Raw genomic sequence first — 18749 nt, forward strand, 5'->3', positions numbered from 1 at the left:
CGATGCGCAGTCCTGGCCCTACATTCCCTTCATTTTCATGCCCTTCTTCATGTCCATCGGCTTCGATCCCTGGCCTTTGACGGTTTTGTCCTTCACGCCCGTCTGCCGCGGCGCATCGCTTGGCGGCGCCTCGATCTCATAGGCGACCGTGCCCTTCGGGAAATCATACGGGCCGGGATCCCGGTAATCGTCGCGCGCGAGCCCGTCCCGCACCTTCATGATGCTGAACATGCCCCCCATCTCGATCGGGCCGAATTGTCCTGATCCCGTCATCATCGGCAGCGTGTTGTCAGGCATCGGCATCTCCATCTCGCCCATGGCGCCGCCGGTAGATCCCATCACCATCGCATCCGGCGCCAGCTTGCCGACTGCCTTCGCCAGATCCTTTTTGGAGACGCCGATCAGGTTTCTGACGTCGTGCCCCATCGCATTCATGGTGTGATGCGACTTGTGGCAGTGGAACGCCCAATCGCCGGGATTGTCGGCGACAAAGTCGAATGCGCGGATCGCCCCCACCGGCACGTCAGTGGTGACTTCCGGCCACTGCGCGCTGTCAGGCACCCATCCGCCATCGGTACAGCTGACCGCAAACTTGTGCCCATGCAGATGGATCGGATGGTTGGTCATCGTGAGATTGCCGACCCGTATCCGCACGCGATCACCGAGACGCACCGGCAACGGATCGATGCCGGGAAAGACGCGACTGTTCCACGCCCACATATTGAAGTCGGTCATCTCGTTGACCTTCGGCAGATAGGTGCCGGGATCGATGAGATAGCTGCTCATGATGAAGACGAAATCGCGATCGACGGACCGGAAGCTGTTGTCGCGGGGATGCACGACCATCATCCCCATCATGCCCATCGCCATCTGGACCATCTCGTCCGAATGCGGGTGATACATGAACGTGCCGCTGTGCTTCATCTCGAATTCGTAGACGAAGGTCTTGCCGGGCTTGATGTGCGGCTGGCTCAGCCCGCCGACGCCATCCATGCCACTTGGCAGGATCACACCGTGCCAATGCACGGTGGTGTGCTCCGGCAGTTTGTTGGTAACGAAGATGCGAACCTTGTCGCCTTCGACAGTTTCGATCGTCGGCCCCGGCGACTGGCCGTTATAGCCCCAGAGATAGGCCTTCATGCCGTCCGCGAATTCGCGCTCGACAGGCTCGGCGACCAGATGGAATTCCTTCCAGTCGCCATTCATACGCCACGGCAATGTCCAGCCGTTGAGCGTAACCACCGGATTGTAGTCGGGCCCGCTCGGCGGATGCAGCGGTGGCTGCATCGTTACTTTGTCCATCATCGGCGCTTCGGGAATACTCGCCGCCTGCACACGGCCGGTGACCGCAGCCGCACTGGCAAGCGCCGTGGCTGTGCCGAGAAAGCTTCGCCGGGACAACATGGTTTTCTCCATTTCAGTGCCCTCCTCCACTGGACGCCTGCGCGGCCGTCGCGGATCTTGTTTCGGATGATGGTTCGCCGCGGCCGCCGCCATTGATCGCGGTCTGCAGTTCGGACTGCGCGAGCCAGAAATTGCGCTTGGCTTCAATGGCTGCGCGCAAAGCTGCGATACGTTGACGGGCCTCGGTCAGCAGCGCGAATACATCGACCTGCATGCTGCTGAAGCGCAATTGCATCTCCTCCGAGATGATCTTGCGCAGCGGCAGCACCTCGCGCCGGTAGTGACCGGCGATATCGTAGGTCGAGCGATAGACCCTGAAGGCATCGCGCGCTTCCGAGCGGATGTTCACGGCCTTCTCGGTCAACAGGTTGAAGGCCTGATTATAGGTCTCCGCCGCCTGTCGAACGCGCACTTCGCCACCGTCAAAGATCGGAATCTGAAATTGCACGTCGAAGCCGCGTTCGCGGAACGGCGCCCCCTCCGGATCACGCGTCTTGCGGTCGATGCCGGCGACGTCGAGCAACGTCACGAACCGGCTTGCTTCGGTCAGATTGAGCGACCGGGCGAGTGCGGCGAGTTCGATGCGGGCGATCTGCAGGTCAATGCGGTGTGCAACGGCATCGACCTCGATGCGCGGCAACGACAGCGGCTGGCGCGGCAGTACTGGAAGTTTTTGCGGCAGCCTGATGCCGATGTCGGTGTCCCAGAGTCCGAGCAGACGAATCAAACGCTCGCGCGAACTTGTAGCCTCCTGGTGGAGCGTTGCGAGATCGGCGGTCGTCTCCGCGTAGAATACCTGCTCGCGGGCTTGGTCGAGCTTGTTCAGCGATCCGGTCTCGCCCAGCTTCTGCGCGAGTTTCGCTGTGGCTTCCGCCGTCGACTTGGCGTCCGTTAGCAGGCCGACAAGTTCGTTGGCAGCGACGGCGCGGTAGTAGGTGCGTCTGACGTCCGCGGCAAGCCGCAGCGTCTCTTCTGCGGCACGCAATTGCGCCTTCTGGAATCGCTGACGGGCGATCTCGGAGCGGAACGGCAGTGTCGCCAGCGCGAGAATATCGCCGACGACCTGTCGCTCGATCTCCAGCGCGCCATTCCCGGAAATGCGCGAGATCGAGAATGTCGGATTGGGCGGCAGGCTGTCGCCCACGAGATCCGTTTCCGCAAGCGCCAATTCATTATACGCAGCCTGCAGGCCGCGATTGCTGAGCAATGCGATCTGCACCGAGCTGTCGACTGTCAATGCCCGCCGCAGCAGGGCTTTGACCGTCGCATCGGCACGTTGTGCGTCATCGGGCGTCCGGATTGCAATCACGTCCTTGTTGATGGTCTCGCTTGCGACCCCGGCGACGACGCCCATACCGCCGTCAGGCGAGAACGATGCACATCCCGCCAGCAACAGCGCCGACAGCAGCGAAATGCTGGCTGCAGACCTTGAACCGAATTGGCGCGCATGCGTGCGTGACTTGTGATGCTTATTGAACATGACGTGCCCCTACCGGCCAGATTTCGGCATAGGAGCGACACGGTCGTTCTGCTCGCGCCATGCCGACGCGGCAACCGGCCGAAGGCTGCTGTAAGGAGCCACGGTGGAGCGATAGCCGACACCAGCGACTTTGGTGCCGGGATCTGCCGGGTCGGCGCCAGCCAACGGTGCGGTCACTGGCATGCAGCCACCGAGCGACATACTGGCAGCGGTCATCGCTGCGAGGACTCCAAATCTGATATCGAATAGCTTCCCGACCACCGAACAAACGGCGGCGAGCTTCGCCCCAAGCTGCGCAAGCATGTTATTTTCCTGAAATGACGATGGATCACAGGCCCGCGAGCCCTTAACGGGCGCGGTACCGCGTCGATACGATCAGATCAGGAAATGGGAGGGCGGTAGAGCCGAGTGGGCGCGCTGTCGGTGACCGCGCGATAGCCTTCGGTAACACGAAGGACCGTCGGCACCGAAGGGGTCACGATGTCAGTCAGCGGTGCTGGCAGTGCGGAAATACACATCAGGCCGCAGCATGGACCGTTCGGTGAATGCGGCACTTTGTGCGAACCGGAGGCATCGTCGATCGCCGTCAATGCGTGGTCGCCATCAGCGTGTGCGGCTGATGCGTGCGCGACAGAATGATCGTGCGCGTGACCATCCCCATGCATGTGCGCAGACGCGCTGTTATTAACATGAACCATGCCGGTCATATGACTTTCGCCAGTCAGGCACGGCGCGACCGGGTGCTGTCCCGGCAAGGCAAAGGAGATCGTCGGCGCCAGCACGCACAAGAGATAGGCCAGGGCGACAAACCACCCTGCTCTCAGCCGCTGCACTCTGGTCAGACGAACCAGCATCTGGATGCGATATCTTCCTATCAACCCGTCAATACGTGGATCATAGACGCGAATCCGGCGCCCGCCAATGTCGAACTCGTCTCAGGACGATGAGATTCGCGCGAGGTGCCGCGTCACCGCGTTGATGAACCCTTCGCGGGCGTCGGAATGGCCCTGCCCGCGCGGTTCCAGCACGTTGCGGAGCAGAAAGCGCCCGGTCAGGTCGAAGCCGTCCTGCAGGTCTCGGTCGGAGATGCTGTTTTGGCCGTCTTCACTCTCGCGCAGGAATGACGGCAGCCGCATCAGCCGGTCGCGATACGGTTCACCCGCGGTCCGGGACACTGCGTTGCCAGATTTGGGTGACACGTAAATCAGGTCAGAGGTCACGCCGGTGGCGGCGCAATTCTCCAGATCGAGGCCGAAGCCGAGTTCGGTCAACATCGCCAGCTCAAACCGGATCACATGGAGCGCGGCTTCGCCGACATCATCGAAGTCATCTAGGATGCGCTCCAGCGTCTCGTAGATGTCTTCATGCGGATCGCGCTCCGGCAGCAACCGCGCCAGCGAGGCGAGATGGGTGATGCCGTAGACCGCATGGGACGAACCCAGCAGCGTCGCGGCACGCATCAACGTGCCTTCCATCAGGTAATAGCCGAGCTGTTCGTCCAGCCGCGCCCGCCATATCGCCTGCACGCTATTGCCGGGTTGCAGCAGCGGTCGCATCTTTGACCCCGCACCACCGCGCACTAGGCCGAGATGACGACCATGGCTACGCGTCAGCAATTCGACGATGGCACTGGATTCGCCATGCCGCCGCACGCCAAGGATGATACCCTCGTCCGTCCATTCCATGGGGGCAGTTTACAGGAATTCGGCAGCCGCCGCAGTAAATGCGATCAGGCCTTGAACCACGTTTTCGCGTCGCCGGTGAAGGCGCAATACAGCCCGAGCCCGGTCAGGATGCAGGACACAATCTCGATCGCACTGTCGAACTGCAGTCCGTACAGGCCAAGCACCTGAAACAGAGACAATACCGAGAAGGCCAGCGACACCACCAGCACCCAGCGCGGCCAGCCCTTGCGGCGATAGGCGGCGAGCCACACGAGCCAAACGAAGAACAACAGCATGCAGGCGGCGACCAGATTCGCCGCCATGATGGTGCTCTCGGACATCGCAAGGTCAGGCGTGCGGTCCTGGAACGCGATCGACAGCGCGTCGAGGATCAGCGACATGTAGAGCAGGACTTCAAAATAGAAGACGTTCTTCGGAAGGTTGGCGGGAGCGGTCATCTTGTCGGCTGCACTTCCATCATCGCTCCTCGATCACTCGTGAGGAAATTCGAGGCCCATTTCGCGATAACGATTCGGATCGTCGCCCCAGTTTTCGCGCACCTTCACGAACAGGAACAGATGCACGGGCGCGCCCACGATTTCGGTCAGCTCCCTGCGCGAGTCCGCACCGATCTGCTTGATCGTCGCACCGCCCTTGCCGAGCACGATCTTGCGCTGGCTTTCGCGCTCGACGAAAATCGTCTGCTCGATGCGGACCGACTTGTCCTTGCGCTCGGTCCAGCTATCGGTCTCCACGGTCGACTGGTACGGCAGTTCCTGATGCAACTGACGAAAGATCTTCTCGCGGGTGATTTCCGCCGCGAGATGCCGCATCGGCGCATCCGACATCTGGTCTTCGGGATAATGATACGGGCCGGCGGGAACGTCGGCTGCCAACCTGCGGCGCAGGTCATCGACACCGTCGCCGGTCATCGCCGAAATCATGAAGGTCTCTTCGAACTTCAGGCGCTCGTTGGCCATCTGCGCCAGCTTCAGCAGCTTTTCCTTCGAAACGATATCGACCTTGTTGATCACGAGGATCTTCGGGTGATTGACACTCGCAAGCTGCGCGAAGATCGCCTCGGCTTCCTCGTTGATGCCCGCTTTGGCATCGAGCAGCACGCAGACAACGTCGGCATCATGCGCACCGCTCCATGCCGTCTTGACCATCGCCCGGTCGAGGCGCCGCTTCGGCAGGAAGATGCCGGGCGTATCGACCAGAATGATCTGGGCGTGGTTCTCGATCACGATGCCGCGGATCAGTGCGCGCGTGGTCTGCACCTTGCGCGAGACGATGGTGACTTTGGAGCCGACCAGCGCATTGACCAGCGTCGACTTGCCGACATTGGGCGCACCGATCAGCGCGACAAAGCCGCAGCGGGTTTCAACGGGTGTCCCTTCGGACTCATGATCTGGTTCAGCATCGTTCACGACATCATCCTTCATTGCCGCCACTGCTGACGCCTTCACGCGCAATCATCGCCTGCGCCGCGGCCTTCTCGGCGGCGCGCTTGCTGCCGCCCTCGCCTTCGGCCGGCGCAAACCCCTTCACATCCACCTCGATCTTGAAATGCGGATCGTGGTGCGGACCGGAGCGTTCGACCTCCCGATAGGCCGGTGTCGGCAGCCCGCGGCCCTGGGCCCATTCCTGCAGCACCGTCTTGGGATCGCGCAGCGGACGGACCGGCTTGCGCATGCGCTCGGTCCAGTTGCGCTGTACGAAGCTTTCCGCAGCCGGATAGCCGCCATCGAGGAAGATCGCGCCGATCACGGCTTCGCAGATATCGCCGAGGACCGACTTGCGCAACCGCTGACCGGCGCCGGCGCCGACCGTGCCGAGCTTGATACCCTCGAGGAGACCCAACAGCCGTGCGACGTCGGCGCATGCTTCCTTGCGCACGAGGTCGGCGAGCCGCTTCGACAACTCGCCTTCATCCGCATTCGGGAAAGCGCGAAACAACATGTCGGAGACCACGAGGCCAAGTACGTGGTCGCCGAGAAATTCGAGACGCTGGTAGCTCTCGGTCCGGCTGCGCTGGGACTTCAGGGCCGACACATGAGTGAAGGCTGTCGCCAGCAGCAGAGGATCCTTGAAGCTGTGGCCGATCCGCGCTTCGATCTCGGCTGCGGCGACCTTCGCCGCTGCGCGTGCCTTCTTCTTGCGGGCAGCCGCCGTCTCCGGCGCAGCCTCGGTCGTCGAGCTAACTTCGTCGGTCTTCGGCGCGGTCTCGATGGGATTGTTGGAGTCGTCGGTCATCGCACGATAGAGAAAATTCGATTCCAGCGTACGGCGGTCGGCCAGCGCCAGATCTGCCAAGCATGTTCGCCTTCGGCGATCGAGAAGAAGATCATCTGCGCGCGACCGACGAGATTCTCGAACGGCACATAGCCGACGGCCGACAGCACGCGGCTGTCCGTCGAATTGTCGCGGTTGTCGCCCATCATGAAGAAATTGCCAGGCGGCACGGTGTAGACATTGGTGTTGTCGTAGAAGCCGTTGTCGACGCAATCGAGCGTCTCATAGGTGACGTTATTGGGCAGCGTCTCCTTCCAGCGCTTGACGCGCGCCGTGGCGTCGGAGCCGCACGGATCCTCGCCGACGAAGTCGCTCATACGCTCGCGCTGCACGGGCTTCTCGTTGATGTAGAGCAGCCCCTCTTTCATCTGGACGCGGTCACCGGGCAGGCCGATCACGCGCTTGATGTAGTCGGTGGAGTCGTCCTTCGGCAGACGGAACACTACGACGTCACCGCGCGACGGCTCGGAACCGAAGACGCGGCCGGAGAAGATATTCGGCGACAGCGGGATCGAATAGTGGCTGTAGCCGTAGGAATATTTCGAGACGAACAGGTAATCGCCGACCAGAAGCGTGGCCTTCATCGAGCCCGACGGGATATTGAAGGGCTGGAACAGGAAGGTCCGGATCACCAGCGCGATCAGCAGTGCGTTGATGACAACACGGATGGTCTCGCCGACGCCGCTTTCAGTCTTGGTCCCGGATGTCACACTCATCGCTTTCCCGATTCCCGCAGCGTCGCCGCGCGGCTGGTAGCGCATTTTGGGGCAAGGCGGCGGCGCGCCTCGCACGAAAAATGCATTAGATTCATATAATTACGGCAAAGTCCTGCAAATGCCATGAGCGGCGTCAGCGAGAATTGGCGTCGGTTCGGTGTCCTCGCAGGTTTAAACGGTTGTTGGTAACGGTGCAATGAACCGCCCCGAAAAGCCGCTATTTCCCGCCAGTTTGACGTGCCGGCTTGTGATCGCACCGCTTCAGTGCGGCTCCCGGCCAGCCCTCAGGGCTTGGGCGACGGGACGGCCGAAATTATGACGAAAGCCTGCGCCAGGGGCCAATCGTCCGTGATCGACAGATCGATCTGGGCCTCGTGGCCGGGCGGTATCAGGGCCTGCAGCCGGGCCAGCGCGCCGCCGGTGAGCTTCATCGAGGGTTTGCCACCCGGCAGATTGACGACGCCCATATCCCGCCACCAGACGCCCTGACGGATGCCGGTGCCCAGCGCCTTGGACATGGCCTCCTTGGCGGCGAAACGCTTGGCATATGTCGCCACCACCATCCTCTCGCTCTTCGCGCGGCGCTGCGCCCTCGCCCGCTCAGCCTCGGTGAAGATGCGATCGAGGAAGCGATCGCCATGGCGTTCGATCACCTTGGCGACGCGCGTAATGTCGATCAGATCGGAACCGATGCCGATAATCATGAGGCGCTCTTGGACTGCATCCGCCCGCGATCCATCGCCGCGCGCATCAGACGCACCGTATCGGACAGGCCGATGAACAGTGCCTCGCCGATCATATAGTAGCCGATGTTCAGCTCCATGATTTCGGGCAGCGCCGAGATCGTCTCGGCGGTCGCATAGTCGAGGCCATGGCCGGCATGCACTTCCAGACCTGCGGATTTCGCCAGCCTGGCGCCGGCGGCAATGCGCTGCCATTCATGAGCGGCCTTCGCGGTATCGCCATCGGTGATGGCATCGCACCAGGCGCCCGTGTGGAGTTCGATCACGGGGGCTTTCAGTTTGGCAGCCATTTCGATCTGCTTGGGGTCAGCCGCAATGAACAGCGACACCCGAACGCCTGCCTCTGTGAAGCGTGCGATCGACGGCTCCAGCGATTCACGCTGGCCGACCACGTCGAGGCCGCCCTCGGTGGTCAATTCTTCGCGCCGCTCCGGCACCAGACAGACCGCATGAGGCTTCACCGCCAGCGCGATCCGCACCATGTCCGGCGTCGCCGCCATTTCGAAATTCAGCGGCTTGGAGATCTCCGCCTTCAGTCGCTCCATATCGGCATCGCGGATATGGCGACGATCCTCGCGCAAATGCGCGGTGATGCCGTCGGCCCCTGCCGAAATGGCTTCCAGCGCAGCGCGGACCGGATCCGGGTGCTTGCCGCCCCGCGCGTTGCGCAGGGTCGCGACGTGATCGATGTTGACGCCGAGGCGTAGCGAGGATGAGGACATGACGGAATTCCAGAAAACCTTAAGGGAAGACGCTACCCATTGACCCGCTCGACCTTGGCGACAACAGCCTTGGCGCGCAACTGATTGATGATCGCGCTGAGATGCTTGAGGTCGTAGACCCCGAGATCGATGGTCTGTTCGGTGAAATCGGGCGAGCGTCGATGCATGCTGATATTGTCGATATTGCCGTCATGGTCGGCAATCACCTGGGCGATCTGCGCCAGACTGCCGGGCTCGTTGACATTCTGCAAAAAGAGTCTGGCCGGGAAACGCTGCGGCGAGGATTCATCGATATCCCAGCGCACGTCGACCCAGCGCTCCGGCTCTTCCTCGAAATCCTTCAGCGCCGGTGACTGGATCGGATAGATCGTGATGCCCTCGCCCGGCGTGACGATGCCGACGATACGGTCGCCCGGCACGGCGCCACCGTTCGGAGCGAATTTAATTGGCAGATCGGAATCGACGCCACCGATCGAGATGATCGAGGTGAAGCGTGCCGCGCCATCCGGCGTTCTGACCTTGTCCGCCGTCGACTTCTTGTTGTTGGCCGAAAAGCGGCCGATGCGCTCTTCCTTGTAGTCGGGATACATCGCACGCGCGACGTCGGCGGCGCGCAATTCGCCGCGGCCGACCGAGGCCATCACATCGTCGATAGACGTGCGCGCCAGACGCGGCAGCGCGCCCTTCAACTGGTCGTCCGAATATTCCATCTTGGCGCGCACGAACAGGCGCTCGACGATCCGGCGGCCAAGGCTGGCATATTGATCACGGACCGCTGTTCGCGTCGCACGGCGAATGGCGGCGCGCGCTTTGCCAGTGACCGCCAGGCCTTCCCATGCGGATGGCGGCGCCTGCTGTGCGGCCGAGGTCAGCACTTCGACTTCGTCGCCGTTCTGCAGTTCGGACGACAGCGGCGCGAATTTTCCGTTGATCTTGCAGCCAACTGCACTGTTACCGACGTCGGTATGCACGGCATAGGCGAAGTCGACCACATTGGCATTGCGCGGCAGCGCGATGAGCTTGCCCTTTGGCGTGAAGCAGAACACCTGGTCGTGGAACAGTTCGAGCTTGGTATGCTCCAGGAATTCTTCCGGATTGGTGCTCTCCGAGAGAATGCCGATGGTATGGCGCAGCCACGAGAACGCGTTGGATTCGCGCTTGAGCATTTCGGTCGGCGAACCGATGCCATCCTTGTAGAACGCATGCGCGGCGATGCCGTATTCGGCGATGCTGTTCATGTCCTCGGTGCGGATCTGCAGTTCGACGCGCTGGTTGCCGGGGCCGATCACCGTGGTGTGGATCGAGCGATAATCGTTCTGCTTCGGCGTCGAGATGTAATCCTTGAAGCGGCCCGGCACGACGGGCCAGGTGGTGTGCACGACCCCAAGTGCGCGGTAGCACGCCTCCATGTCCTGCAGCACAACGCGGAAGCCGTAAATGTCCGACAGCTGTTCGAAGCCGACCGACTTGCGCTTCATCTTGGTCCAGATCGAAAACGGCTTCTTGCGTCGGCCGGTGACGCGCGCCGCGATGCCGTTCTTCTCCAGCTTCGTGGAGAGATGACTCTCGATCATGTCAATGAGGTTGCGATTGCGTTCGGTCAGTGAGTCCAGGCGCTGCATCACCACCAGATAGGCGTCGGGATCGAGCACCTTGAACGACAGTTCCTCAAGCTCCTCGCGCATCGCCTGCATACCCATACGGCCGGCGAGCGGCGCATAGATGTCGAGGGTCTCCTCGGCGATGCGACGGCGCGAGGCTGGCGGCATGAACTCCATCGTCCGCATATTGTGCAGACGGTCGGCGAGCTTGATCAGCAGAACGCGGACGTCGTCGGCGATCGCCAGCAGCAGCTTGCGCAGGTTCTCGGCCTGCTTGGCTTCGCGCGACACCAGTTCGAGCCGCTTCAGCTTGGTCAGGCCCTCGACCAGCGCGCCGATTTCGGCGCCGAACAGCTTGTCGATTTCGGTCCGGGTGGCCTCGGTGTCCTCGATCGTGTCGTGCAACAGCGCCGCCACGATGGTGGCGTCGTCGAGCTTGAGGTCGGTGAGGATCGCCGCCACTTCCAGCGGGTGGGAGAAATACGGGTCGCCGGAGGCCCGTGTCTGCTCGCCATGGGCGACCATGGCATAGACATAGGCGCGGTTGAGCAGATCCTCATCGGTGTTCGGGTTATAGGCCCGGACGCGGTCCACCAGATCGTATTGCCGCATCATCCGGACACGGGACGTCCGCGGCACCTTGGCCGGAATTGGCGTCTCTGCAGACAGCGCTTCAGGCGAAACTGGCGAGACCGCGGCGACCGTGTCGTTCGCAGCCTGCATCTGCCGTTTATTACGGCGCGAAGTCGCCATCCTAGCCTCGTTCGATCCGGTCAGCAGCGACCTGGATTCTTCATCTCAAGTTTGCCCCGAAACGGACTGCAAAAGCAAAGGCCCGGAAGCATGTCCGGGCCTTTGTGATGACTGATAATCAAAACGGTTAAGCAAAAAACCGTGTGTATCGCTTTACTCGTCTTCTTCGGGCTGCTCTTCCGGCGGAGCGAGCCCTTCGAGGCCCTTGAGGAGCTCTTCTTCGGTCATGCGCTCGACGGCCACTTCGGTGTCGTCAGCATCGACACTGGCGCCGGCGGAACCGATCAGCGGAATCGTATCCGGTTCTGGCTCGTCGACTTCCACGAACTTCTGCAGCGAATGGACCAGTTCCTCACGGAGATCTTCCGGCGAAATGGTCTGATCAGCGATTTCGCGCAGCGAAACAACCGGATTCTTGTCGTTGTCGCGATCAATCGTAAGTTGTGAACCGGACGAGATCATTCGTGCCCGGTGTGCTGCCAGCAACACCAGGTCGAACCGGTTGTCGACCTTATCGATGCAATCTTCGACGGTTACGCGCGCCATAAAATGTCGCTCCGTTTGTTGTGGGACCGAATATGATGATTAAGTCCCGTAGGTATAGGGGCTTTGCGGCATTCGCAAGGACCAATTTGGAATTGCGTCCTTCTTGGCTTGGTTTTCTGCCGCACTATGGTACCCTCAAAAAGACCGCAGAAGCGGTGACACCATCTGGCCAGAAGCGGATATCTCGACACCAAAAGGCTTCATTGCAAGGGAAGATGGATCGGCATATTCGGGCAGTTCCAGACCAGCTGATTGCGTGGCGTCAATAAGGCCGATCCGACGAAGAGCGGACGACAAATGTGATTCAAATGCGCAACGACGAAGTCGCGCCAAAAACGCTAACAACAACAAACCACATGAGAAAACTTGATGTCCCTCACATCTAACAAGATCGCACTCTTCATCGACGGCGCCAATCTGTACGCCACCGCCAAGACCCTCGGCTTCGACATCGACTACAAGCGCCTCCTCAAGGAATTTCAGAGCCGCGGGACCCTCGTCCGGGCCTTCTATTACACCGCCATTATCGAGGATCAGGAATACTCGTCGATTCGCCCGCTGATCGATTGGCTCGATTACAACGGGTATACGGTGGTAACCAAGGCCACCAAGGAATTCATCGATGCGTCCGGCCGACGCAAGGTGAAGGGGAATATGGACATCGAGCTCGCCGTCGATGCCATGGAACTGGCCGAACATGTCGACCAGATCGTGCTGTTCTCGGGCGATGGCGACTTCCGCTCCCTGGTCGAAGCCGTGCAGCGTCGCGGCGTCCGCGTCACAGTGGTGTCCACCATCTCGAGCCAGCCACCCATGATCGCCGACGAGTTGCGCCGGCAGGCAGACGTGTTTACCGATCTCATGGAACTACAGAGCAAGCTTGGCCGCGATCCGGCAGAGCGCCCTGCTCCGCGCGAACCGCGTCACCAGACGCCGCAATTCCTGCAGCGCGCGACCACCATGGCGCCCCGAGGCGATGAAGATTTCGAAGACTAAGACGCAACTCAGCAGACAACAGCCGGCGGTGATCGCATCCGCGATTTCCGCCGGTACTTCGACCGACCCCGGGCGCGATTGTCCTCTTTGCCCACGTCTCGTCGACTACCGTATGGCGGTGCGCGAGAAGGATCCAGACGGCTACAACGGCCCCGTGCCGTCCTTCGGCACCTCGGATGCAGCGCTGCTGATCGTGGGCCTCGCACCGGGCGTGCAGGGCGCCAATCGTACCGGGCGTCCCTTTACTGGCGACTATGCCGGCGACCTGCTCTACGAGACTTTGCTGGATTTCGGCTTTGCGTCCGGCACCTATGAAGCACGTCCTGATGACGGGCTCATGCTGCAGGATTGCCGGATCACCAACGCCGTGCGCTGTGTGCCACCACAGAACAAGCCACTGCCCGTCGAGATCACCACCTGCCGGCCGTTTCTGATTGCCACGATGGACACCATGCCACGATTGCGCGCCATCGTGCTGCTGGGTCGCGTCGCCCACGACACGATGCTGAGGACGCTCGGCATTCGCGCCGTGACAGCGCCCTTTGCGCACGGCGCCGTTCACGATGTCGGCCGCTTCAAGCTCTACGACAGCTATCACTGCTCGCGATACAACACGAACACACGCGTGCTGACGCCCGAGATGTTTCGTGCGGTGTTTGCGCGGGTGAAGGCGGATCTGGCGCAGGCCTAGACCGGGTTGGCCTTCAACCAGTCCAGCACGTCGCCCGCGTTCCGGTCCGGCGGAAATACCGGATAAAACACATGGGTGATCTTGCCGTCGTCGATGATCATGGCCAGGCGCTTGATCATCGTTTGATCGGCAACATCCATAGTCGGCAGGCTGAGCGCATCGCTCAGCTCGAGCTGCTCATCCGACAGCACTGGAAACGGCAGATGAAGCCGCCCGGCCATTTCGGTCTGATAGGCGTTGCTCTGCGTCGACAGGCCGAACACATGCTTGGCGCCAGCAGCCTTCAGCTCCGCGAACAGATCGCGGAATGAACAGGTTTGCGGTGTGCAGCCACGCGCGCCGGGGATCATGTCCCAGTCATCGACCAGCCCGATCTTGCCGGGCTCTCCGGTGCGCGGATAGCCGAACACCACGGTGCGGCCCGTGAGTTCGGACAGCGTAACTGCGGTATCGTTGGTGGCGCGCAGGCTAACCGGTGGGATGGTCATGCCGGTCAGATGATTGGCGGCACCGTCGTCTTCCGGTCCCGGAATCTTGCTCCAGTCGACTTCGAGCAGGTTGCCTTGCGTCATCTCATCCTCTTGTTTGAAAGAATGGGCGACGCCCAGCCTTATCCCCGCGCGCGCAACAGACGGCCCTTCTCGCGGCCCCAGTCGCGGTCCTTCTCGCTCGCGCGCTTGTCGTGGAGCTGCTTGCCCTTTGCCAGCGCGAGCTGCAGCTTAACGCGGCCGCGTTCGTTGAAGTACATCTTCAACGGCACAAGGGTCATGCCCTGGCGTTCTACCGCACCCATCAGCTTGTTGATCTGCTTGCGATGCAGCAGCAGCTTCCGCGGCCGCTTCGGCTCGTGGTTGAAGCGGTTGGCCTGCAGATATTCAGGGATGTTGCAGTTGATCAGCCAGATCTCACCGTCCTTCGGGTCGGCGTAGGATTCCGCAATGGTGCTCTTGCCGTTGCGGATCGACTTCACCTCGGTCCCGGTCAAGGCGATACCTGCCTCGACCGTATCCTCGACGGCATAGTTGAACCGCGCCTTGCGGTTCTCAGCGATCACCTTGATCGGGCGTTCGTTCTTTTCGGCCATCGTTCAATACTTTCAGCGTGCTGACCGAATATAGGTACCGCGAATGCCCGACCCAAGCCTTGGGCTCAGGCCTTCTTGAGCAGGTCGCGAATCTCGGTCAGCAGTTCTTCTTCACGGGTCGGCTTCGGCGGTTCAACCGGCTTGGCGGCATCGTTGCGCTTCAGCTGGTTCATGAAGCGGATCACCAAGAACAGGACAAAGGCGACAATGATGAAGTTCAGCGTCAGGGTCAGGAAGCTGCCCCAGGCCAGCACGGCGCCCTGCTTCTTGGCGTCGGCCAGATTGGTTGCCGTAACGGATTTCGAGAGACCCGTGAAGTAATTCGAGAAATCGAGACCGCCGGTGATCGCACCAATGATCGGCATGATGACGTCGGCCACCATCGACGAGACGATGGCACCAAAGGCTGCGCCGATGATCACGCCGACGGCGAGATCGACCACATTGCCCTTCATCGCGAAATCGCGAAATTCCTTCAGCATTTGCAATTCCTTTTTGTCTTCAACGAACGACGCGTACGCGCTTACAAATAAGGAGAGATGACGCAGCCAAGGTCACTCAACACCCGGTTGATGCAAATGCCTAGTTGATGAGGCCCGCGAAGACCATGGCGTCGCGGATCACCTTGCCCGTCGGCGGCGTGACCGTCATCAACGGCAGACGTACCTCTTCCTTGATGCGGCCCAGCAAAGCGAGGCCGTGCTTGGCGCCGGCGAGGCCCGGCTCCTTGAAGATCGTGTCATGCAGCGGTGTCAGGCGATCCTGGATTTTGAGCGCCCCGGCATAGTCGCCCTTGAGCACCAGCGACATCAGTTCGGCACACAGCTTCGGCGCAACATTCGCCGTCACCGAAATGCAGCCATGGCCGCCCGCCGCCATATAGGCCAGCGCAGTCATGTCCTCGCCGGACATCTGGATGAAATCCGGTCCCATCACGTGACGCTGCTTGGAAACGCGCGCGAGATCGGCGGTGGCATCCTTCACGCCGGCGATGTTCTTCAGCTCATACAGGCGCGCCATGGTGTCGACGGACATATCGACCACCGAGCGGGGCGGAATATTGTAGATGATGATCGGAATGCCGATCGCGTCGTTCACCGCCTTGAAGTGCTGATACATGCCCTCTTGCGTGGGCTTGTTGTAATACGGCGTCACCACCAGCACCGCATCGGCGCCGGCCTTCTCGGCGTGCTTTGCCAGTGCCACCGCTTCCTTGGTGGAGTTGGACCCGGCGCCAGCGATCACCGGCACGCGGCCCTTGGCTTCGTCGATGCACCATTCGACGACCTTGTAATGCTCTTCGTGGCTCAGCGTCGGGCTCTCGCCCGTGGTGCCGACCGGAACGAGCCCGTTGCTGCCCTCGGCGATCTGCCAGCTGACGAGCGCGCGAAAGCCTGCCTCGTCCAGCGCGCCATCTTTGAACGGCGTGACCAGCGCGGTGTAAGACCCCCGGAAATTCGTCTTGGTGGCTGCCATGGTCTGCTCCGAACGCGATGCGGCTTTAGCCGTCTGCTTGAACCGATTGATTGAACTGCAAGTCTTATCGAGTCTGCGGCTGCGGCGAAAGACCGCCCAAGGCTGTTTCCGGCTGGTTTCAGCGCGGCTTACCGCCCGTTTGGCCGTGATTTCGCCGCCGTGGCCGGGCAGAGAGGAGCGCGCGGTTGCAGAAATTGACGATTTGGTCACCGTTTCAATCAAATACATCATGGGAATGCGTGCGATCGTCTGATTCGCCGCGAGGGAATGCCGTGAAGCACCTATTTCTCACGACAACGGCGCGGCGAACGGCCCTGCAACGGACAGCCTTGGGCTCCGGTCTGGCGCTGGCGGTCGGGGTATCGGTGCTGGCCGTCGAGGCCTGGGCAGCCACCAAGGTTCCATTGCCGAAGGCGCGCCCCATTGCGCGCAGTGCAGCACAGGCTCCCACGGCCGTGGCGGCCCCGGCGAAGCCACTCGCGCCAGATGCTGCGAGCCCGGCTCCCGCGATCCAGCCCGCCACCCGCCAGCACGCGGCCATCCCCCCTGCTGCCAAGAAGCCGGTCGCCCGCGCAGCCGTCGCGGCAACGACATCCACACCACAGGCAGATGCCGAAACACTCGAAAACGTCATTGAGCTGATCCGCAAGCGCAAGGGTTCGGAAGCCGCGCAGGTCGTGCAAACGATTGGCGATCCGGTGGCGCGCAAGCTCGGCGAATGGATCTATCTGCGCAGCGATGACAATGGCGCGTCGGTCGAGCGCTACCGCGCTTTCGTCGCAGCAAATCCGAGCTGGCCGTCACAGACCTTCCTGCGTCGCCGCATCGAAGCGGCGCTGTGGGACGACAAGCGCGACGACTCCGCGATCCAGTCCTATTTCGAGAGTGAGAAGCCGATTTCCGCCAAGGGCAAGTTCGCCCTCGCCAAGTCGCTGCTCGCGCGCGGCGACCGCGCCGGCGCAGAGCGCCTCATCCGCGACGCGTGGCGCAGCGATCCGATATCGGGCGACACCGAGAACATGGCCATCGACATGTTCGGTCCGCTGATCACGCCCGGCGACCACAAGGCACGCATGGACATGCTGCTCTATGGCAGCGATGCAGATGCCGCGCTGCGCTCTGCCAAGCGTCTTGGCGGCGCGCAGATGGCCTTGGCCCGGGCGCGCATCGGCGTCACGAAAAAGGCATCCAATGCGAACGCCCTTCTCGCTGCAGTGCCCTCCGAACTACATAGCGATCCCGGCTACATGTTCAGCCGCATTCAGCAGCTGCGCCGCGAAGAGAAATTCGGCGAAGCCGCGCGGCTGATGATCGCAGCGCCGCGCGAGCCGCATCGCCTGCATAATCTCGATGAATGGTGGATCGAGCGGCGCCTGCTCGCACGCAAGCTGCTCGACGTCGGCGAACACCGCTCGGCCTATCTCGTCGCACGCGATGCCGCCCTGCCCGCCCGCGACATCTACAAGACCGAGCAGGAGTTCACCGCCGGCTGGATCGCGCTGCGCTTCCTGAAAGACCCGGCAACGGCCGCGCAGCACTTCGCCCGCATCGGCGTCGGCAGCGTCAATCCGACAGCGCTGGCCCGCGCCGGCTACTGGCAGGGCCGTGCTGCGGAAGCCGCAGGCCGCAGCCAGGAGGCCCGCGCCGCCTATACGCGCGCGGCCGAGCAATCCACCAGCTATTACGGCCAGCTCGCGCGCGCGAAGCTCGGCCTGCCACAGCTCGATATCAGCGGTCCGCTGACGGCGCGTGCGCGCGGCCTCGAACGGCTCGAGATCGTTCGCGCCGTGCAACTGCTTTATGCGCTCGACGAGCGCGAGATCGCCGTACCGATTTTCGCAGACGTGGGCGAGAACGGCGATCCGGAAGCTGTGCTCGGCCTTGCCGAGCTCGCGCAACAGAACAAGGATGCCCGCGGTACGTTGCTGGTCGGCAAGGCGGCGCTCAATCGCGGCCTGCCCTTCGATCACTATGCCTATCCGACAACGGGCATTCCGAGCTACCGCCCGATCGGGCCCGAAGTTGAATCCGCTGTCGTCTATGCGATCGCGCGGCAGGAAAGCGCGTTCAATCCGGCCGTCGTATCGCCGGCCCAGGCCTATGGTCTGATGCAGGTGACGCCAAGCGCGGCGCAATACGTCACCAAGCGACATGGGGGCACCTATGACCTCGCGCGCCTCAAGGGCGATTCGGTCTACAACGCCACGCTGGGCGCCGCCGAACTCGGTGGCCTGCTCGAGGACTATCGCGGCTCCTACATCATGACCTTCGCCGGCTACAACGCCGGGCGCGGTAGCGTGCGCAAGTGGATCGAACGCTACGGCGATCCACGTGACCCCAAGGTCGATCCCGTCGACTGGGTCGAGTCGATTCCGTTCTCGGAAACGCGCAACTACGTCCAGCGCATCATGGAGAACCTGCAGGTCTATCGCGCCCGCTTCGGCGGTGGCTCAAGGCTGCAGATCGAGGCCGACCTGCATCGCGGCAGCACGAGCGTCGAATAACGCGACAACAGCACGAACTCACCACCGTCATTGCGGGGAGGGGTCGCAGCGTCGCGGTCAACGTCATCCATGCA

General features: G+C 61.9%; 21 protein-coding genes. 4 read left to right on the plus strand and 17 right to left on the minus strand.

Going from position 1 to position 18749, the window contains the following annotated elements; translation table 11 throughout:
• Nucleotides 1-18 precede the first annotated feature (18 nt).
• The 13 genes from SFY93_RS21285 to rpoZ all read right to left on the minus strand — a co-directional run bounded on the left by SFY93_RS21285 (nucleotide 19) and on the right by rpoZ (nucleotide 11924).
• On the minus strand, nucleotides 19-1404 hold the full coding sequence (locus SFY93_RS21285; protein WP_320444508.1) for a multicopper oxidase family protein: 1386 nt from the start codon (nucleotides 1402-1404) through the stop codon (nucleotides 19-21).
• A 13-nt stretch (nucleotides 1405-1417) separates the two neighbouring features.
• The gene (locus SFY93_RS21290) at nucleotides 1418-2884 is read right to left on the minus strand and encodes a TolC family protein (RefSeq protein ID WP_320444509.1); all 1467 of its coding nucleotides are present in this window, start codon (nucleotides 2882-2884) and stop codon (nucleotides 1418-1420) included.
• A gap of 9 nt (nucleotides 2885-2893) precedes the next feature.
• Nucleotides 2894-3187, minus strand: a complete 294-nt coding sequence (locus tag SFY93_RS21295; RefSeq protein WP_320444510.1) for a hypothetical protein — start codon at nucleotides 3185-3187, stop codon at nucleotides 2894-2896.
• A gap of 77 nt (nucleotides 3188-3264) precedes the next feature.
• Nucleotides 3265-3738 (minus strand): hypothetical protein, encoded by a 474-nt coding sequence (locus SFY93_RS21300; protein WP_320444511.1) that lies wholly within the window; start codon nucleotides 3736-3738, stop codon nucleotides 3265-3267.
• Between the two features lie 81 nt (nucleotides 3739-3819).
• Nucleotides 3820-4569 carry a DNA repair protein RecO gene (gene recO, locus SFY93_RS21305; RefSeq protein WP_089263820.1) on the minus strand — a complete coding sequence of 250 codons (750 nt, stop codon included), beginning with the start codon at nucleotides 4567-4569 and terminating at the stop codon, nucleotides 3820-3822.
• 44 nt (nucleotides 4570-4613) lie between these two features.
• A complete protein-coding gene (locus tag SFY93_RS21310; protein WP_089263819.1) occupies nucleotides 4614-5006 on the minus strand; it encodes a hypothetical protein in 393 nt (130 codons plus the stop codon).
• 33 nt (nucleotides 5007-5039) lie between these two features.
• Nucleotides 5040-5993: a GTPase Era gene (era, locus tag SFY93_RS21315; RefSeq protein ID WP_089263818.1), complete on the minus strand. Its 954-nt coding sequence runs from the start codon at nucleotides 5991-5993 to the stop codon at nucleotides 5040-5042.
• Nucleotides 5983-6804, minus strand: coding sequence for a ribonuclease III (gene rnc, locus SFY93_RS21320; RefSeq protein ID WP_320447818.1), 822 nt, complete (start codon nucleotides 6802-6804; stop codon nucleotides 5983-5985). Before rnc ends, era begins: the two co-directional genes overlap by 11 nt.
• Nucleotides 6801-7559: a signal peptidase I gene (lepB, locus tag SFY93_RS21325; RefSeq protein WP_089264616.1), complete on the minus strand. Its 759-nt coding sequence runs from the start codon at nucleotides 7557-7559 to the stop codon at nucleotides 6801-6803. The genes rnc and lepB overlap by 4 nt, the downstream gene beginning before the upstream one ends.
• Nucleotides 7560-7843: 284 nt before the next feature.
• A complete protein-coding gene (acpS, locus tag SFY93_RS21330; RefSeq protein ID WP_320444512.1) occupies nucleotides 7844-8263 on the minus strand; it encodes a holo-ACP synthase in 420 nt (139 codons plus the stop codon).
• Nucleotides 8260-9024 (minus strand): pyridoxine 5'-phosphate synthase, encoded by a 765-nt coding sequence (locus tag SFY93_RS21335; protein WP_320444513.1) that lies wholly within the window; start codon nucleotides 9022-9024, stop codon nucleotides 8260-8262. The genes acpS and SFY93_RS21335 overlap by 4 nt, the downstream gene beginning before the upstream one ends.
• Nucleotides 9025-9056: 32 nt before the next feature.
• The gene (locus SFY93_RS21340; protein ID WP_120292108.1) at nucleotides 9057-11378 is read right to left on the minus strand and encodes a RelA/SpoT family protein; all 2322 of its coding nucleotides are present in this window, start codon (nucleotides 11376-11378) and stop codon (nucleotides 9057-9059) included.
• Nucleotides 11379-11531: 153 nt separating this feature from the next.
• Nucleotides 11532-11924 (minus strand): DNA-directed RNA polymerase subunit omega, encoded by a 393-nt coding sequence (gene rpoZ / locus SFY93_RS21345; protein ID WP_068732476.1) that lies wholly within the window; start codon nucleotides 11922-11924, stop codon nucleotides 11532-11534.
• Nucleotides 11925-12293: 369 nt separating this feature from the next.
• Between rpoZ and SFY93_RS21350 the strand changes: the two genes are divergently transcribed.
• Together SFY93_RS21350 and SFY93_RS21355 are read left to right on the plus strand one after the other, a co-directional pair.
• Nucleotides 12294-12920: a LabA-like NYN domain-containing protein gene (locus SFY93_RS21350; RefSeq protein WP_068732474.1), complete on the plus strand. Its 627-nt coding sequence runs from the start codon at nucleotides 12294-12296 to the stop codon at nucleotides 12918-12920.
• Nucleotides 12901-13611, plus strand: coding sequence for a uracil-DNA glycosylase (locus SFY93_RS21355; protein ID WP_320444514.1), 711 nt, complete (start codon nucleotides 12901-12903; stop codon nucleotides 13609-13611). The genes SFY93_RS21350 and SFY93_RS21355 overlap by 20 nt, the downstream gene beginning before the upstream one ends.
• Here the strand turns inward: SFY93_RS21355 and SFY93_RS21360 are convergent.
• From SFY93_RS21360 to dapA, 4 genes are all read right to left on the minus strand, one after another.
• Nucleotides 13608-14183: a peroxiredoxin gene (locus tag SFY93_RS21360; RefSeq protein ID WP_320444515.1), complete on the minus strand. Its 576-nt coding sequence runs from the start codon at nucleotides 14181-14183 to the stop codon at nucleotides 13608-13610. The genes SFY93_RS21355 and SFY93_RS21360 overlap by 4 nt on opposite strands.
• A 38-nt stretch (nucleotides 14184-14221) precedes the next feature.
• On the minus strand, nucleotides 14222-14695 hold the full coding sequence (gene smpB / locus SFY93_RS21365; protein ID WP_068732465.1) for an SsrA-binding protein SmpB: 474 nt from the start codon (nucleotides 14693-14695) through the stop codon (nucleotides 14222-14224).
• 65 nt (nucleotides 14696-14760) lie between these two features.
• Complete coding sequence (mscL, locus tag SFY93_RS21370) at nucleotides 14761-15177, minus strand: large conductance mechanosensitive channel protein MscL (protein WP_089263809.1); 417 nt, start codon at nucleotides 15175-15177, stop codon at nucleotides 14761-14763.
• Between the two features lie 100 nt (nucleotides 15178-15277).
• Complete coding sequence (gene dapA, locus SFY93_RS21375; RefSeq protein ID WP_320444516.1) at nucleotides 15278-16171, minus strand: 4-hydroxy-tetrahydrodipicolinate synthase; 894 nt, start codon at nucleotides 16169-16171, stop codon at nucleotides 15278-15280.
• Between dapA and SFY93_RS21380 the strand changes: the two genes are divergently transcribed.
• The gene (locus tag SFY93_RS21380; protein WP_320444517.1) at nucleotides 16158-16424 is read left to right on the plus strand and encodes a hypothetical protein; all 267 of its coding nucleotides are present in this window, start codon (nucleotides 16158-16160) and stop codon (nucleotides 16422-16424) included. The two genes, dapA and SFY93_RS21380, sit on opposite strands and share 14 nt — an antisense overlap.
• A 19-nt stretch (nucleotides 16425-16443) precedes the next feature.
• Nucleotides 16444-18675 carry a lytic transglycosylase domain-containing protein gene (locus SFY93_RS21385; protein ID WP_320444518.1) on the plus strand — a complete coding sequence of 744 codons (2232 nt, stop codon included), beginning with the start codon at nucleotides 16444-16446 and terminating at the stop codon, nucleotides 18673-18675.
• The last annotated feature ends 74 nt before the right edge of the window (nucleotides 18676-18749 follow it).

Source organism: Tardiphaga sp. 42S5 (genome assembly GCF_034044155.1).
GTDB lineage: Bacteria > Pseudomonadota > Alphaproteobacteria > Rhizobiales > Xanthobacteraceae > Tardiphaga > Tardiphaga robiniae.

Bases quoted from the DNA above. Each gene is read 5' to 3' on its own strand.
- SFY93_RS21285 (WP_320444508.1), bottom strand. From the start codon at position 1,404: ATGTTGTCCCGGCGAAGCTTTCTCGGCACAGCCACGGCGCTTGCCAGT.
- SFY93_RS21290 (WP_320444509.1), bottom strand. From the start codon at position 2,884: ATGTTCAATAAGCATCACAAGTCACGCACGCATGCGCGCCAATTCGGT.
- SFY93_RS21295 (WP_320444510.1), bottom strand. From the start codon at position 3,187: ATGCTTGCGCAGCTTGGGGCGAAGCTCGCCGCCGTTTGTTCGGTGGTC.
- SFY93_RS21300 (WP_320444511.1), bottom strand. From the start codon at position 3,738: ATGCTGGTTCGTCTGACCAGAGTGCAGCGGCTGAGAGCAGGGTGGTTT.
- recO (WP_089263820.1), bottom strand. From the start codon at position 4,569: ATGGAATGGACGGACGAGGGTATCATCCTTGGCGTGCGGCGGCATGGC.
- SFY93_RS21310 (WP_089263819.1), bottom strand. From the start codon at position 5,006: ATGACCGCTCCCGCCAACCTTCCGAAGAACGTCTTCTATTTTGAAGTC.
- era (WP_089263818.1), bottom strand. From the start codon at position 5,993: ATGAAGGATGATGTCGTGAACGATGCTGAACCAGATCATGAGTCCGAA.
- rnc (WP_320447818.1), bottom strand. From the start codon at position 6,804: ATGACCGACGACTCCAACAATCCCATCGAGACCGCGCCGAAGACCGAC.
- lepB (WP_089264616.1), bottom strand. From the start codon at position 7,559: ATGAGTGTGACATCCGGGACCAAGACTGAAAGCGGCGTCGGCGAGACC.
- acpS (WP_320444512.1), bottom strand. From the start codon at position 8,263: ATGATTATCGGCATCGGTTCCGATCTGATCGACATTACGCGCGTCGCC.
- SFY93_RS21335 (WP_320444513.1), bottom strand. From the start codon at position 9,024: ATGTCCTCATCCTCGCTACGCCTCGGCGTCAACATCGATCACGTCGCG.
- SFY93_RS21340 (WP_120292108.1), bottom strand. From the start codon at position 11,378: ATGGCGACTTCGCGCCGTAATAAACGGCAGATGCAGGCTGCGAACGAC.
- rpoZ (WP_068732476.1), bottom strand. From the start codon at position 11,924: ATGGCGCGCGTAACCGTCGAAGATTGCATCGATAAGGTCGACAACCGG.
- SFY93_RS21350 (WP_068732474.1), top strand. From the start codon at position 12,294: ATGTCCCTCACATCTAACAAGATCGCACTCTTCATCGACGGCGCCAAT.
- SFY93_RS21355 (WP_320444514.1), top strand. From the start codon at position 12,901: ATGAAGATTTCGAAGACTAAGACGCAACTCAGCAGACAACAGCCGGCG.
- SFY93_RS21360 (WP_320444515.1), bottom strand. From the start codon at position 14,183: ATGACGCAAGGCAACCTGCTCGAAGTCGACTGGAGCAAGATTCCGGGA.
- smpB (WP_068732465.1), bottom strand. From the start codon at position 14,695: ATGGCCGAAAAGAACGAACGCCCGATCAAGGTGATCGCTGAGAACCGC.
- mscL (WP_089263809.1), bottom strand. From the start codon at position 15,177: ATGCTGAAGGAATTTCGCGATTTCGCGATGAAGGGCAATGTGGTCGAT.
- dapA (WP_320444516.1), bottom strand. From the start codon at position 16,171: ATGGCAGCCACCAAGACGAATTTCCGGGGGTCTTACACCGCGCTGGTC.